The following is a 16155-nucleotide window of genomic DNA, read 5'->3' as shown; positions in this document are numbered from 1 at the left end:
TTTCAGCTGGCCTTTCGGGCACGGCTTTGGGCGAGACGATAGCTGTCGCCATTCATTTCGAGAATGTTGACATGGTGCGTGACGCGGTCGAGCAGAGCGCCGGTCAGGCGCTCGGATCCCATGATTTCGGTCCATTCATCAAAGGGCAAATTGCTGGTGATCAGGGTGGCGCCCCGCTCATAACGTTGCGAGATCAACTCGAACAGCAGTTCCGCGCCAGTCTTGGAGAGCGGCACGAAGCCGAGTTCGTCGATGATCAGCAACTTGTACCCTGCCATCTGCTTCTGGAAACGCAAGAGGCGCCGCTCGTCACGGGCTTCCATCATCTCGCTGAGACCATGGCTGCGGCTGTGGTGAAGCCAACGGACAGGCCCTTCTGGCAGGCTGAAAGGCCGAGGGCGAGCGCTATGTGCGTCTTCCCGGTTCCGCTGGGGCCGAGAGCGATGACGTTCTCGCGACGCTCGATCCATTCGCAGCGGGCCAGCTCCAGCACCTGCATCTTGTTGAGCTTCGGGATGGCGGCAAAGTCGAAACTGTCGAGGCTTTTGACGACCGGGAATTTGGCTGCCTTGATACGCCGCTCGACCTTGCGACGATCCCGTTCGACCATTTCCCGCTCGGCAAGCCGGCTGAGGTACCCGATGTGGTCGACGCCCTCGGTGGCGCAAAGCCGGGCCAGTTTCTGATACTCCCGCTGGAAGGTCGGCAGCTTCAGGCTCTTGAGGTCGTGGGCAAGCAGGATCTCGGGTGCTTCGGTGCTCATGCCGCTTCTCCCTTCCCCGATGACAGGAGGCCCATATACGCCTTCGCCGATGTCGTCTCGACGGTTGCTCTCGGCAGGTAGGGATAAATCGACAGATCCAGTCGCGGCGGCCGGCGCTCTATCCGGCAAAGAATCAGATGTTTGACGGCGTCGAAGCCAATCGCCCCGAGTTGCAGGGCTTGCTTGATCGCCGCATGCAGGTCAGCCATATCGAAGCTTTCCAGCAGACGAAGAACCTGTACGTATTCTCGCCGGCCATGCTTTGCCATGCGGCCTTCCATCAGCCGGCACAGTGTCGCAAACTCCTCCGGCAGAGCCCAGCCCTGCAGAGGGGCCGCCTGATCCAGCGCATTGATCTTCTGTTCGATCAGCGGCAGGTAATGAACAGGGTCGAAGATGACATCTTCCCGATCCCAGCTCCTGGGATGGCGGGCGATGATCTCGCCGCGGCAACCAATCACCACCTTGTCGACATAGCCTCGAACCCAAACGTCCTGATGACCGTAGGCGACAGGCACGGAATAGTCACCGGATCGCCGTGCGCTCTTCGCGCACGCGACGATCCGGCACTTTGAATATGCGCATCGTTCCGAACGGAAATCGTTCCCGATCTCCTGGCCGATGCGCGGGTTTTGTAGCGAACGAGAGACTGGGCCGTGACCCTGGCGCTGGCCTGATCGCAGGCATCGAAGGGCGACGCCGGCAAGGGGCGCATAGCCGCCAGATCGCGCTGCAGCCGTTCACCGATCGTCTCGCTCTCACCGCGCAGCCTGTCACATTGGCGCTTCCGGCACTGTTCTTCCAGAAAGGCATTGAACGCATCCCAGGTCGCAAACTGCGGGATGGGGACCATGAAGTTACGCCGGGCATAACCGACAAGGCCCTCGACGTTACCCTTGTCATTGCCCTTGCCGGGGCGGCCATAGCGATCCCGGATCAGGTAGTGGGACAGGAACCCGCTGAACAGTGTTGCCCGCTTACGCGTGCCGTCAGGCAGGATCCTCGCCACAAGGCAGCGATCATTGTCATAGACGATCGATTGCGGCACGGCCCCGAAGAAGGCGAACGCATGGACGTGGCCATCAATCCAGGCCTCGGCCACCGCCGCCGGATAAGCCCGCACGTAGCAGCCGTCGCTATGCGGAAGGTCGAGCACAAAGAACCGGGCTTTCTGCTCGACACCGCCGATCACCACCGTCGCCTCACCGAAATCCGCCTGCGCATGGCCGGGCGGATGAGAAAGCGGCACGAACACTTCCTGACGGCGCTGTTCCCGCTCCCGGATATAGTCCTTGATAATCGTATAGCCGCCGGTGAACCCGCACTCATCACAAAGCCGGTCGAAAACACGCTTGGCCGTATGGCGCTGTTTGCGCGGCACGTGTCTGTCTTCATCCAACCAGTGGTCGATCGTCGAAACGAACGCGTCCAGCTTCGGCCGCCGGACTGGTGATTGTCGCTGATAGCCAGGTGGCGTCGAATACGACAGCATCTTCGCTACGCTGTCGCGGGATATGTTGAAGTGTTTGGCTGCCTGACGCCGGCTCATCCCTTCCGAGACGGCCAGACGAACCTTCAGATAAAGATCCACGGTGTAAATCCTCTGTCCCTCCTGCGCTCATTGCAGAAGGAAGATAGGTGGCCGGATTTTACTCCGCCCGCGGACGAATTATTCCGCCGCTTTCGTGGCCGACTTTTGCACCGCCGTTCTCACAACAGCAAGGCACTGGTCTGGTCGACCGGCAAAAGGTTCATTCTCTACACAGGAGAAGAGCTCCTGATCGTGCTTGCGGCAGAAGCCATGAAAAACCGATGCGTCCTTGATGCCGATCTTCTCCACCGCCAGCCTTCCGCCGTTTTTCTTCATTTCTGGAATGCTCGCAGTGTAGTGCAGCACATGGCCACGCTTGGCGATCTTGGCCAGGTTCGGCCCGCGCGAGACGGTGTGAGCTTTGATCACACCACCTCCGCAAGGGCCCAAGCCGACGCCGTGCGCGCAGCATTTCTTCTGCGTGAAAGCTCTCCGGTTCGCGTCAACGGCAGCCCAAGGGTTTTCCTTCGGCTGACCATCTCTGTCGAGGTGGCACTTCTTGTATTTTTTGCCAGAGCCGCACCAGCAGGGGGCATTCCGATCCCTACCTTTCGTCATCCTAATCTCATCTGTTTCTTCGCGTTTTCTCAGGCTGTATTGTATAGCGTCTCATTTATCTGATCCGTCAAACTATCTCTCCAAGAATCGATATGATCCATATCATTGCCATCGATACGCTCGACGAGGTGTTGCGGGTCAACCTGCATCCGGCGCTCGTCGCGGCGCAGGCGGCTCTCGTCGGAATGACGGCGCGCGGATGACGGTGAAGATGGAGCGCCATTGGGGAACGTGAGCGGCTCGCGCCGCGCGTCTGAGCAACATTTTCTCGATTGTGGAAGATGCCGATGCCCGAACTTCATTCCCGATTTGCCTTCGCGCTGATCGCGACCGGGATGGTCATGATGCCCGGATCCAACATGGTTTACCTGACCTCGCGCTCGGTGGCGTCGCACTTGGCTTTGTCGTCTACATGGTCTGCGCGACCTTCAGCATCACCGCCCTCGTTCTAGCGGTTCCCTACGCCTATGACGCCATCCGGTTTGCCGCTGCCCTCTTCCTCCTGTGGTACCGGTCTCTAATCCATTCCGAAGGATTTTCCCAAGGCAAGTCAGGTCGTAAAAATAAGCTTGATATGCAGTTTTCGCCGAAAATTAGAATTCCAGTATACAGTATTTTTACATATGCTATTTTAGCCGACCCTTAGTTTATTTTTTCATCGCAAGGAGATATTGTGAATAAAAATAAAATGTACGCGCGCTTACTCTCATCATGCGCTTTGCCGCTCGGCTTCCTAGCGTTTTTGGGAGCCTCCCTGGATGCCCAAGCGCAAGAACCGACGCCCTACAAAACGCTGAATTTCGGGACCAGCGGGACATTCCTCACTGGAATTCGCGGAAATACAATTGTCGGTAATTACGTGGTGCCTGGCACCACCGCTACCGGCGGCCTGCTTTACAACACAAGCTCAGGCGCGTGGTCTGCCATGCCGGTCGCGACGGAAAACGGCGTCAACTATCCGAATGCCATCGGCTCGTCACCCTATGGGCCGAGCTTCGGCAACCAGGGCGGCGTGCTCCGCACGGTGGGTAGCTATATCACCGAGGCTTCAACGCCATATGATCTCAGCTATCTCTATGACGCAGCCGCCGCTCCGGGCAAACAGATCACCGAGCTGGTCTACCCGAGCGCAGCGGGCAATCCCACGCTCTACACGATCGCCCACAGCACGTTCGGCGATACCCTGGTCGGCAACTACGACACCCGGCTCGCCACCGGCAATGCGATGATCTACACGATCAGCACCGGCGCCTATGTCACCAACAACAAGCCCGGCGCCGTCAGCACCACCGCCTATGGCGTCTATGGCGACATGATCGCCGGCGGCTATGCCGACGTCGGCATCGGCGGCGGCATAGGTTTCGAGCATGGCTATCTCTACAACACCGTCACAGACAACTGGACGACCTACGACCATCCCGGAGCGATCATCACGCATCTGGAAGGTATCACCAGCGCTGGTCGCTCCGGCGAGTACAATATGGTGGCAAACTGGGTGACGCCGGATGGCGCGTTGCATGCCGGCATCCTGCATGTAAACGCTCTCGGCATCCCCAGTTGGTACGAGCTCAACATTCCCGGTGCCAATGTGGTGTCTTCCAACTCGGCCTACGGCGACACCGTGGTCGGCATCTATCTGATGCCCGGCGACACGGCACCGAACGGCTATGTCGCGACGGTTTCGGGGATCTATAATCCGATCCGCAACACCGGCTCGCTGTCCTCAGCCGTTGACGGCGACGCGGCGCTTTCCGGCCGCAAGGGCGACGACATCATCAACGACGGCGCCATCAGCATGACCGGCAATGGCGGCATCGGCATGCGCGGCGAAACATATGGCGTGCTGACCAATAACGGCACTGTGACTGCCACCGGCCTGGCGGGTGCTGCGGTCGAACTGCACGGCGTCTACGGCACGTTCCTGAACTACGGTAACTTGAGCGCGCCCGCTGTGGCCGATGCCCTGCGCGTCGGGCCGGACAGCTTTGGCACCGTTATCGTCAACACCGGTATCATCGACGGACGCATTGCCGCCACGGCGGGGCCCGCGAAGCGGTTCGAGAATAGCGGCTGGATCGGCGTCAGCGGCAACGGGGTGCCAGTCACCCATCTCCTCAGCGGCATCTATTCGCAAACTGAGGCCGGCACGCTGTCGCTGCGCGTCGGCGAGGACGGCAACGACAAATTCGGCCTGACGGGCACAGCCCGGCTTGGCGGCACGCTCGAGGTTCCGTTCCAGACGTCCACGCTGGTCAACAGCTACGATCTCTTCGCTGCCACAGAAGAGATTACCGGCACCTTTAGCACCCTGACGACGCCCGGCCTGCCGGGTTACGTGGCCACCGCGCTAGACTACACCGACAACAGTGTCACGCTCGACCTGACATCGCAGATGGCTGCGCAGACCGGTCTCACGGCCAACCAGTCCGCCGTTGGCGGCGCAGTGGACACAGCCTTCAACAACGGCACCCTGGCGACCGCCGGAAACGCGACGGCAGATGCGCTGAACAGCATCTACAGCCTGCCCGGCAGCCAATTGGCGGCGGCGCTTGGCTCGCTGTCCGGCGAAATCTATGCCAGCCAGCAGTCTGTCCTCATCAACGAAGGGCAGTTCACACGTCAGGCGGTTTTGGATCGGTTGCGCGCGCTCAATTACGGCAACGCGACGGGACCCTTGGCAACGCTGGGCAATGGCGGCGATGCCAACCCCGGCAGTCTGGCGACCAACTACAGCAGTGCGCCCGCCGATGCAGCAAACGGTATCGAACTTTTCGATGATAGCGGTTCCGGATTTGCCGTGTGGGGAACGGGTTACGGTAGCTGGGGCAGCTACGACAGCGACGGCAATGCCTCGAACTTCGACACCTCGCTTGGCGGGATTGTGACCGGTATCGACGCGAAGTTCGGTCCGAACAGCTATGCAGGCGTGGCCCTCGGCTACTCTCATTCCAACAGCACCATCGACGGCGTGAACAGTTCGGCTGACACCGATAGCGGTGTTATTGCCGCCTACGCGGGGACGAGCTTTGACGGCGTGAACGTGCGCGGCGGCGTAAGCTACACCTTCAGCGACGTGAATACTTCGCGCGGCATTCAGCTTCCCGGGCTTGTTACCGGCACCGACGGTCAGTTCAACGCAGGGCTTACCCAGGTGTTTGGCGAGGTTGGCTACGGAATGGCGATTGAGGACTTGGCGCTTGAACCGTTCGCGGGTCTTGCCTGGGCGCACCTCAACACCAATGGCTTCACCGAGAGCGGCACGGCCGGGCTTACCGGCGATAGTTCCAATTCGAATGTCGGCTACGGCACACTTGGCATCCGGATCGCACAAGACTTTGCGATGCAAAACGGGGCTGTGTTCACGCCTCGCGCATCGCTCGCATGGCAATACGCCTTCGGTGACCTGACCCCGAGCACAGCCATGAGCTTTGCAGCAATCGGCGGCTCATCGTTCACCGCAAGCGGCGTGCCGTTGTCCAAGAATTCGGCGCTGGTCGATATCGGCGCCGACTTTAAGATCAGCGATTCGCTGACAGCCGGCATTTCCTATGTCGGCCAGTTCGCCAGCGATTCACGACAGAATGAAGTTCGGGGCACGTTGAGCTGGAGCTTCTGAAAACGGCGACGGCATGCGAATCGTCCGTAAAAGGCGCGAAGCGGTCAAGCCAGCCCCGAAGAGCGAAAGTCTGAAATTGATAAGATAGCGAATGTCGGCTTTCTCTATTTTCAAACCAAAACCGGACTGAGCGAAAACGGCCCCGTTTCTGCCGGGCAGGAAGGCGCGCCCATTCGGTCGTAGCTATGAACTCATGGCGCTATATAGCATTTGGTATTTTTACAAATTGAATAGGCCGGTGAAGCGAACACTTCACCGGCCTTTTTCTCTGCCCGGATCCCGGGTGGCCTGCAGCCCGCCAAGGCTGCAAACGACGGGTCACAGTCGCCAAACCTAGTCCCGTCCGGTAAGCACTAAGAATCCTCACCGCACCCGGTTGCCTGCGCAGGCGACGCGGTGTGTGGCAGATTCGGACATATCCCACAATGCAAGGAATGATCTCGGTGCGGCCCGTGTCGCCGCCGGCCGCCTATCTTGGTGGCAAAAAACGTCTCGCCAAGCGCGTTTCCTCCATTATCGAACAGACCCCGCATGATCTCTATGCCGAGCCTTTTGTCGGCATGGGCGGTGTGTTCTTCCGCCGTTCACTCGCCGCCCGCTGCGAAATCATCAACGACTATTCCGGCGACGTGATCACGCTCTTCCGGATCCTGCAGCGGCACTATCCGCAGTTCATGGAAGTGATGAAGTTCCAGCTCACGTCCAGACGTGAGTTCGAACGGTTGACCGCGACAGATCCGGCTACGCTCACAGACCTTGAGCGTTCTGCACGGTTTCTCTATCTGCAGCGCCTGGCCTTCGGCGGTAAAGTCACGGGTCGCAGTTTTGGCGTCGAACGCCACGGGCCGGCCCGCTTCGACCTGACGCGGCTGGGGCCGATCCTCGAGGAAATCCATGAGCGCCTTTCCGGTGTCGTCATCGAAAACCTCGACTGGCGCGCCTTCATCGACCGCTATGACAGGGAAGGGGCCTTGTTCTACCTTCATCCGCCCTATTACGGCTGCGAGACGGATTACAGCAAGGACAGCTTCAAACGCGCCGACTTTGCCGAGATGGCGGAACGGCTTGCGGGGATCAGGGGCCGGTTCATCCTGTCGCTGAACGATTGAACGGAAGTGCGGGAAATCTTCTCGGCTTTCCTGTTTGCCAATGTAAGCCTCGACTATACGGTCGGAAGTGGTGCGCAGAAGGGTGTGGGCGAGGTCGTCATTCTGGATGGCAAGGATATTCGCCGACATCGGAACCTTCCTCTGTTCAGCTAGGGAAGGGAAATCGGGAGCGGTCAGGCGGCGCGAGATCCGTTGTGCGTTGCTCCGGACAAGAATGGTTGGAGATATTCGCTTGTGCAGAAGCTTATGTTTCGTCATAGTTTTTTGACTATATGGCAGGTTTCGAAAATGCGCAGCAAAAAACAAACGTTCAAATACTCAGGCTTCCTTCTCACGCGCGCCCTGCCAATATTGGTGTTGGCCGGCTGCATCGGCCTTGGTGTCTTGGGGCTCTTGATTTGGGCGGGTCAGGAGGCCGATCGCGTTTCGTATGATCGACAGGCAAGTCTAGTACAGCTCGTTGTTTCTCAATTGCATTTCAATGTCGCCCACAATCAGGAAAGTGTGACTGTATGGGATGATGCCGTCGAGCAGGTGCGTGCGCGTGATAGCGAATGGATGGATAATAACCTTGGGACCTGGATGCACGAGTACTTCGGACTCGATCAGGCTTATGTTCTCGATCCCCAGAACCAAGCCGTTTACGCTTTTGCAGACGGCAGACCGACGGCTCTGGATGCGTTTAGCGTGGTCGAAGACGAAGCTCTGCCTTTGGTTCTTGCCCTTCGCGACAAGCTTCGGATAGGCGATGATAGCCAGGTGAGCGATACCGTGCTCACGCCGGGCGTGTCGGATTTAGCAGTCATCCAGGGACATCCCGCGCTCGTCAGCGTCAAGCCAATCGTTTCCGATACCGGTGAAATCCAACAGACAGCCGGTGAGGAAAGCGTTCACGTGGCTGTACGCTTTCTTGACGGAAGTCTGATCGAAGAGTTGAAGACCGACTACCTGTTTGAAGACCTGCATTTTTCGTGGTCACCGAGCGATGAGCCGCACTATTCCAGTCTACCGTTTTCTGCGGCTGACGGATCCGTTTTGGGATACATGGTCTGGCACCCCCACCACCCGGGTGAAACGATGCTATCGAAGCTTATACCGGTTTTGTCCGCCTTCATTGTATTGGCACTTTGTGCAATCGCATTCTCTCTGTTCCTGTATCACAACCGTTCAAAAGAGCTGGAGGCGAGTGAGGAACAGATCCGGTACATGGCGCTCCACGATCCGTTGACCGAACTTCCCAACAGAAATTACTTCAACGAGTATGTCGATGTAGAGTTGGCGAAGGGAGGAGGGAACGCTCTTCTTTTTCTCGATTTGGATCGGTTCAAGCAAGTCAACGACACGCTTGGTCATCCCTCGGGTGACGCTTTGATTCGCGAATTTGGCCAACGTTTAAAGGCTATCGTACGTCAGGGCGACGTCGTTGCGCGTGTCGGTGGAGATGAGTTTACCGTGATGCTAAGGGGAAAGGCCAGCATGGGAGAAGTCGAAGGTATCTGCCAGCGCATAGTTGATTCTGCCCGCCGGCCTTTTGTGCTCGATGGTCAAGAGGTCTTTGTTGGAGTGAGTGTTGGAGTGGCGCTGGCGCCACGAGATGGAAATGACCGCGTCAGCTTGCTTCGTAGGGCAGATGTTGCCTTGTACTTTTCCAAAAACTCTGGTCGCAGTCGATATACTTTCTTTTCCGAGGATATGGACCAGTTGCTCGGCAGGCGCAAAGAGTTGGAAGGGGATATGCGTGTAGCTCTGAAAGCTGGCAATGAGTTTCAGGTTCACTATCAACCCATTATTTCTGCGCTTGACCATCAGGTTAAAGGGTATGAGGCACTTCTGCGCTGGGAGCATCCGAAATTCGGTTTGATCTCTCCCGAGTTGTTTATTCCCATAGCGGAAGAAACCGGACTGATCGAGGCTGTCGGTGAATTTGTTTTGCAGGAAGCCTGCAATGCTGCAACGAAATGGTCAGGGAAGTCCGTCGCTGTCAATGTATCCGGTGTCGAGCTCCGCGACGAACGTTACGCTGATAAAGTCAAGAATGTACTATTGTCCACCGGGCTGTCGCCGCTGGCTCTTGAACTGGAAGTGACTGAAACGGCTGCGACCGACGAGGCTTCGGCAGTTGTTGCGAATCTCGACGCTCTGCGTGAAATAGGCGTGCAGATCGCGATTGATGATTTCGGGACTGGCTTCTCGTCGCTTGGTCGACTGCGAACCCTGAACGTCGACCGTATCAAAATCGACAGAAGCTTCGTCCACGGGTTCGGCGAGAAAACCGGCGATGAAGCTATAATCCGGGCCATTGTAGAGCTAGCCCGCGCAAGTGGCCTCAAGACGACTGCAGAAGGAGTTGAAACGTCATTTCAGGACGCAGGCCTTATCAAGATTGGCTGTGACAGCCTTCAGGGCTTTCTTTATTCGAAGCCTGTTCCTCTTCGTGACATTGAGCTCACTCCCTCTCCCGACAGTTCGCCAAGCTGAGTGCAAGAGCGGCCAGCGCGTGTCTCCGGCGACAATCTTGGTTTACAGTGGCTATAGAACGTCCAATGTTTCGGTATGTTGCGGTTTACGCAAAAACACCTCGAAGTCCGTTGTTCTTGGGAGCTCGTCGTGGTCCTTTCGCCCGCGCCGCAGCCCTGATCGAAAAGCGGGCGGAACTTGAAAACGATCGGGAGAAGATCGAGGCCGAGTTGACGGCGGATTATCTGCGGCAGGTCGTTGCCGAAACGCGGGAGATGGCGGCGCTCAACAAGGCCAAGTTCGCCGTGCCATGGTTCTGGCTGTTTGCCGACTTCTTTCTGGTCCCGCTTGCCGTCTTGCTCAACCACAACCCGTTTTTCATAACCAAAGCCAAGACTTTGAATCAGAAAAACTACCCCTCTTCAAAGGGCCGAGTGAGTTTTGCTCCTAGAGCTTCGTCGCCCGAAGCCGCAGCGCATTGCCGATGACGGAGACCGAGGAGAGGCTCATCGCGGCAGCGGCAATGATCGGCGAAAGCAGGATGCCAAAGAACGGGTACAGAATACCGGCAGCCAGTGGCACCCCGGCGGAATTGTAGACGAAGGCGAAGAACAGGTTCTGACGGATATTGGCCATGGTCGCCTCGGCTAGGTGGCGGGCGCGGACAATGCCGGTTAGGTCTCCCTTCACCAGGGTGATGCCTGCGCTTTCCACAGCGACATCGGCGCCCGTTCCCATGGCGATACCGACATCGGCGGCGGCCATGGCCGGCGCATCGTTGACGCCGTCGCCGGCCATGGCGACGGACAGGCCTTCGCCGCGCAACCGTTCGATCAGGTCATGCTTGTCCTCGGGACTGACGCCGGCATGAACCTCGTCGATGCCGAGCGACGAGGCCACGGCATCGGCCGTCGCTTTCGCGTCGCCCGTCGCCATGATGATGCGCATGCCGGCGTCGTGCAGCGCGCGGATTGCATCCGGCGTGGTTTCCTTGACCCGGTCGGCAACCGCAACGAGGCCGGCAGCCCGTCCTTCCACGGCGAGGAACATGGCGGTCTTGCCCTCGCCCTGAAGGGCTTTCACCCGTTTCTTCAGACCGCTGATGTCGACCTTTTCCGCCTCCATCAGCGCGGCATTGCCGAGCGCGACGCGTTTGCCGTCCACCGTTCCCGTCACTCCCTGTCCGGTAACTGCACCGAAATCGCTGCTTTCCATCTCGGGCGCTTCCGCCTCGCGCGCGCCGGTCACGATCGCTTCGGCCAGCGGGTGTTCCGAGCCGCGCTCCAGGGCTGCCGCAATCGAAAGCAGGTCGGCGCGATCAAAACTCTCGGCCGGCTCGGCATCGGTGAGCGCCGGCTTGCCCTCCGTCAACGTGCCGGTCTTGTCGACAACGAGAACGTCCACCTTGGAAAAGCGCTCCAGCGCCTCGGCGTCGCGGATCAGAACGCCGGCATGCGCGCCGCGCCCGGTGGAAACCATGATCGACATCGGCGTGGCAAGACCCAGCGCACAGGGGCAGGCAATGATCAGCACCGAGACGGCCGCGACAAAGGCATAGGAGAGGGCCGGCGACGGGCCGAATATGGCCCAGGCCAGAAAAGCAACAACGGCGACGGAGACCACAGCTGGCACGAACCAGGCCGCCACCCGGTCCGCCATCGCCTGGATCGGCGCCCGCGAACGCTGGGCCTTCGACACCATGTCGACGATGCGCGACAGCGTGGTTTCGGCCCCGACGCTTTCCGCCCGCATCAGGAAGCTGCCGGTCTTGTTGAGCGTGCCGCCGGTGACCGGCTCGCCCTCGGTCTTTTCGACTGGGACCGGCTCGCCGGTGATCATGCTTTCATCGACCGATGAGTGGCCTTCGGTGACCACGCCGTCTACCGGCACGCTTTCGCCGGGGCGCACGCGCAGAACATCGCCGGGCTTCAGCGTATCGACGGGCACATCCTCCTCGCCCTCATCCGTGACCTTGCGCGCGGTCTTCGGCGCAAGATCCAGAAGCGCCCGGATCGCATCGCCCGTGCGTTCGCGCGCGGCCAGCTCCATCACCTGGCCGATCAGCACAAGGACGAGTATCACGGCAGCCGCCTCGAAATAGACGGGCGCCATGCCGGCGCTGTCGCGCATGGAGGCCGGAAACAGGCCGGGCGCAACCAGCGATACGACCGAGAAGACGTAGGCCGCCCCCGTGCCGAGCGCGATCAGGGTCCACATGTTCGGACTCTTGTTGACGATCGAAGACCAGCCGCGCTTGAAGAATGGCCGGCAGACGAAAACGACGGGAGTCGCAAGCGCGAATTGCAGCCAGCCGAACAACGCATGCCCGAACCAGTCCTCGAACGGCAGGCCGAGATGGCTGCCCATTTCCAGCACGAAGACGGCGAGCGCCAGAGGCGCGGTGATCATCAGACGGCGTTTGAAGTCGACATACTCCGGGTTCGGACCCGTATCGGCCGAGGGCGTCATCGGCTCGAGTGCCATGCCGCATTTCGGGCAGTCGCCGGGGTGATCCTGCACGATTTCCGAATGCATCGGGCAGGTATAAAGCGTTCCCTCGGGCTGGGCTTCCGGCTCCGGTCGGCCCTGGACGTGCTGATCGGGATCCGCCTCGAATTTCGACTGGCAGCCTGCGGAGCAGAAATAGAAACGCTCGCCCTCGTGCTTGAACATATGCTGGGCGCTGGCGCGATCGACGGACATGCCGCAGACCGGATCCTCCGCCGTCAGATAGGCCTCAGGCTCCTGCAGGAACCCGTCGCGGCAGCTCTCAGAGCAGAAGTGGAAGAGCCGGTGATCGTGTTCGGCCGTCGGTTTTCCGGCCTTCGGATCGACCGTCATGCCGCAGACGGGATCGCGCAACGGTTTCTTGTCCGACACTGCTGCGCCATGGCCAGCGTCACTGCCGGCGTCGGGGGCATTCTCGTCATGGGAATGTTGCATCTGAGCTCTCCTGTCGGTTCCGTTTTTGCCAACATGGCCGTTCCAGTCACTGGAAGGTCAAGAGCGTCCGGATTACTCAAATACAGATAGTGCAGGCGGGTAATCAGGAAACCGGCAGTCCGGTCTTTTCGCCTCACCAGAAAAGGAGCATGATCCTGATCAATTCCCGACCGCTGTGAAATATGCCAAACTATCCTTCCACAGAAGGTCCCACTCGATTCGAAGAGACCATGTTCAGCCGGCTTCGCGCACTTGCCATTGCTTTCGTCTTCCTGCTCGGGCTCCTTGCCGGCGCGGGCACGGTCGTCAGCTTCGAGCCAGCCGACATGGCGTCCTGCAACGAACAATCGGTCTCCGCGGCAGATGCCTGCGGCAAGGCGATGATCCACACGTCATGCCTCTATCACGGGACCTGCGGCCTGTTCCTGTCGCCCGATCTCGCGCGCATCCATTCCCGGACAGCACCTTCGGCACGGAATATCCCGCTGACCGCTCCACTTGCCGGTCAGACTTCGGCCCCCGAAACGCCCCCGCCCATCTCCGCACTCTAGAGCCTTCACGCCCGGCACATGCTTGCTGGCTTCGTGATGATCCCGGCAGCCTGCAGGCGCCGGGAAACGCTCCTTCGTTCTGTAAATCAGATAAATTTCAGAATGTTGGAAGCCATATCTAAGATTGCGCTCTAAACGGAGATTTCCCATGAGCAAGATAATTTACGCCTCCGCGCTCACGCTCGCCCTCGGCGCAGGACTGGCCTACGCCAACCCGGCCCACCACACCGGAACAGATCAGGTCCCTGATACAGGCAGCATGATGCTGTCCGGCATGATGGACGGGTCGATGATGGGCGGCATGATGCATTCCGACATGATGGTGATCATGCTTGATGCCGATGGTGACGGCAGCCTTTCGCTCGCCGAGTTCCAGGGCATGCATGAACGCATGTTCGGCTATCTTGACGCCAATGGCGACGGCACGCTCGATGCCGGCGAAATGGAAGCCCATCACGCCGATGCCATGCCGCATGGCGGCGCGGCCGAGTAAGGAGAAAACAGATGACAAAGACATTCAGCGCCTATTCCGCTTCGGCAATCGCGGCTCTCGGCCTTGCAGCAGCCCTTGTCGCCGCGCCAGCCGCATACAGTGCCGAACAACCGGCAATCCCGGCAGGCGAGACGATCTCCACCTGGGTGGAAAACGGCCAGAACGGCCGCTATCTCCTCCAGCTTATCGAGGGCGGCGTTCCTGCCGGCGAGACCGCGATTACTGGCACGATCCTTTCCGATGCGGATTGCGCGCCGGATGCCGACGGCATCAATCACTGCAAGAACGAGATCCGGCTTGAGGACGGCAACACGCTCAAGGGCGTGAACAATCATCGCATGAGCGTGAACCGTTGCCTGAAACCGGGCGAAACCGTCACGGTCTCGCCGCTTGCGGATGGCTGGGCCGTCGTCCTGGTCGAGGGCGCGACTGAGAACCGCTGACAGCGGCCCTGACAAAAAAAGGCCGCGCTCCGGCGCGGCCTCTTGCATCGGCCTGCCCTAGGGCCGAAACTCAATCGTCGTTCTGTGCATTCCAACTGCCGAGATAGGGCGCGATGATGTTGGCGTTTTTCGTATGGATGGAACGAAAAGAGAATATTGTGTCGTTCCGCTGTGTCAGATTTGTGTCAATCGAACCTGAATGTTCTTTTTATGTTCGCGTCTCGCTCGGCATGAACCTGCAGGCCATCATCACCAAGTCATCTTTTCCCTTGCCTATTATTTTTAGAAGCGCATTTTTGGTTTACATTTTAGATGGACGGCTATTGAATAGATTGATGTTTTTCGGGATGAGTGTGTAAACCAGATGCAGTTTAAGTATCTGATATTTAAAGACAAAATACCTTAATTCTACGACTGGGGGTCAAGGGGTCGTGGGTTCGAATCCCGCCACCCCGACCATTTAAACTTCCCCCAAAATTTTAAGACGAAACAGCAGGATACAAGCGTGTCGGACCTTTACCGGTCTCTACCGCTCGTCTTCCTGTGACGTTGCGGGTTGGTTGTGCGATCTTCGACTGAAACAGTTTTCATTCAGTTCGAAAAGCTCTAAAAGTTGCTGGAAAGCAATCTGAACGTGTGTAGCTCGATTGGGCGAAGGGAGCGATGACGATGGAGGATACGGCAAAGGGTAGCTGCTGCGCGGTTTCACGCAATGCCTCTGAGCCGGCGCCGACCGCTGTTGCAGCTGTCCGCACCACACCGGCCATCGCCGGCGAACGATCCAACCCGATCTTCATTCCGGGCTGCCGCAGCCATGTCGGCTTTGACAATCCCGCGATCCCACTCGATGGCGAAGGACCGGCGCGCAATGTCAAACTCAATGCCTTTGCTCTTGAAGCCGAAACGGTAACGGTGCGTCGATTCGCTGATTTCGTTGCCGCGACAGGTTATGTGAGCGAGGCTGAGCGTTTTGGCTGGTCGGCGGTCTTTGCCGGTCTGCTGCCAGCCGACACCGAGGTTACCGGCAACGCGCCGTCGACGCCTTGGTGGGTGCGCGTTGAAGGTGCATACTGGCGACGCCCGGAAGGTCCGGCCAGCAATGTCGATGACAGGCTCGACCATCCGGTTACGCAGGTATCCTACGCCGATGCGCTGGCCTTCGCAGACTGGGTCGGCGGCAGGCTGGCAAGCGAGGCGGAGTGGGAGCGTGCGGCCCATAGCGGTGTTCGCGGCCGCAAATTTGCCTGGGGCAATGAGGAACCGGACGACAATACGATCTTCTGCAATATCTGGCAGGGGAAATTTCCGCACACCAACACCATGGCCGACGGCTATATGGCGACGGCACCCGCCCGCTCCTTCGAGCCGAATGAAGGCGGGTTCTACAACATGGCCGGCAATGTCTGGGAATGGACCGCCGATCCCTACCGCATCCGCTCGCTCTCGCGCCATGCCAAGAAGCGCAACGCCGACGCGGTTGCCGCCGGCGAGCGGCTTCTGAAAGGCGGATCGTTTCTCTGCCACATCTCCTATTGCTACAGATACCGGATAGCAGCGCGAATGGCGCTGACGCCGGACAGTGCCGCCAGCAATGTCGGGTTTCGTGTCGCCTACGACGCGTAGAGCATTTC

The 16155-nt window shown here is 59.1% G+C and carries 9 protein-coding genes and 4 pseudogenes; 9 read left to right on the top strand and 4 right to left on the bottom strand.

Annotation, left to right across the window (positions count from 1 at the left end):
• Positions 1-2: 2 nt before the first annotated feature.
• The 3 genes and pseudogenes from istB to AC0L7L_RS10760 all read right to left on the bottom strand — a co-directional run bounded on the left by istB (position 3) and on the right by AC0L7L_RS10760 (position 2912).
• Positions 3-763, bottom strand: a pseudogene (gene istB / locus AC0L7L_RS10770) (IS21-like element helper ATPase IstB).
• Positions 760-2354 (bottom strand): annotated as a pseudogene (gene istA, locus AC0L7L_RS10765) (IS21 family transposase). The pseudogenes istB and istA overlap by 4 nt, the downstream one beginning before the upstream one ends.
• A 78-nt stretch (positions 2355-2432) precedes the next feature.
• Positions 2433-2912: an SEC-C metal-binding domain-containing protein gene (locus AC0L7L_RS10760; protein ID WP_473508957.1), complete on the bottom strand. Its 480-nt coding sequence runs from the start codon at positions 2910-2912 to the stop codon at positions 2433-2435.
• Between the two features lie 287 nt (positions 2913-3199).
• Here AC0L7L_RS10760 and AC0L7L_RS10755 point away from each other — a divergent pair.
• The 5 genes and pseudogenes from AC0L7L_RS10755 to AC0L7L_RS10735 form a co-directional block, all read left to right on the top strand.
• Positions 3200-3420: pseudogene (locus AC0L7L_RS10755) on the top strand (LysE family translocator); the annotation flags it as partial.
• A gap of 354 nt (positions 3421-3774) precedes the next feature.
• On the top strand, positions 3775-6528 hold the full coding sequence (locus AC0L7L_RS10750) for an autotransporter outer membrane beta-barrel domain-containing protein (protein WP_473508955.1): 2754 nt from the start codon (positions 3775-3777) through the stop codon (positions 6526-6528).
• 434 nt (positions 6529-6962) lie between these two features.
• Positions 6963-7790: pseudogene (locus tag AC0L7L_RS10745) on the top strand (DNA adenine methylase).
• A gap of 135 nt (positions 7791-7925) precedes the next feature.
• Positions 7926-10115: a putative bifunctional diguanylate cyclase/phosphodiesterase gene (locus tag AC0L7L_RS10740; protein WP_473508953.1), complete on the top strand. Its 2190-nt coding sequence runs from the start codon at positions 7926-7928 to the stop codon at positions 10113-10115.
• Between the two features lie 65 nt (positions 10116-10180).
• Positions 10181-10582 (top strand): hypothetical protein, encoded by a 402-nt coding sequence (locus AC0L7L_RS10735; protein ID WP_473508951.1) that lies wholly within the window; start codon positions 10181-10183, stop codon positions 10580-10582.
• On the opposite strand, the gene AC0L7L_RS10730 is transcribed toward AC0L7L_RS10735, so the two are convergent.
• On the bottom strand, positions 10542-13037 hold the full coding sequence (locus AC0L7L_RS10730) for a heavy metal translocating P-type ATPase (protein ID WP_473508949.1): 2496 nt from the start codon (positions 13035-13037) through the stop codon (positions 10542-10544). The genes AC0L7L_RS10735 and AC0L7L_RS10730 overlap by 41 nt on opposite strands.
• Before the next feature lie 230 nt (positions 13038-13267).
• Here AC0L7L_RS10730 and AC0L7L_RS10725 point away from each other — a divergent pair, with 230 nt between their 5' ends.
• From AC0L7L_RS10725 to AC0L7L_RS10710, 4 genes are all read left to right on the top strand, one after another.
• On the top strand, positions 13268-13588 hold the full coding sequence (locus AC0L7L_RS10725; RefSeq protein ID WP_272211900.1) for a hypothetical protein: 321 nt from the start codon (positions 13268-13270) through the stop codon (positions 13586-13588).
• A gap of 148 nt (positions 13589-13736) precedes the next feature.
• Positions 13737-14081 (top strand): penta-EF hand family protein, encoded by a 345-nt coding sequence (locus AC0L7L_RS10720; protein WP_272211899.1) that lies wholly within the window; start codon positions 13737-13739, stop codon positions 14079-14081.
• An 11-nt stretch (positions 14082-14092) separates the two neighbouring features.
• Complete coding sequence (locus tag AC0L7L_RS10715) at positions 14093-14524, top strand: hypothetical protein (protein ID WP_272211898.1); 432 nt, start codon at positions 14093-14095, stop codon at positions 14522-14524.
• Positions 14525-15187: 663 nt separating this feature from the next.
• Positions 15188-16147 (top strand): formylglycine-generating enzyme family protein, encoded by a 960-nt coding sequence (locus tag AC0L7L_RS10710; RefSeq protein ID WP_473508946.1) that lies wholly within the window; start codon positions 15188-15190, stop codon positions 16145-16147.
• Positions 16148-16155: the final 8 nt, after the last annotated feature.

It is taken from the genome of Martelella sp. K41-7, assembly GCF_055808365.1.
This window is presented reverse-complemented; position numbering and strand designations above follow the sequence as displayed.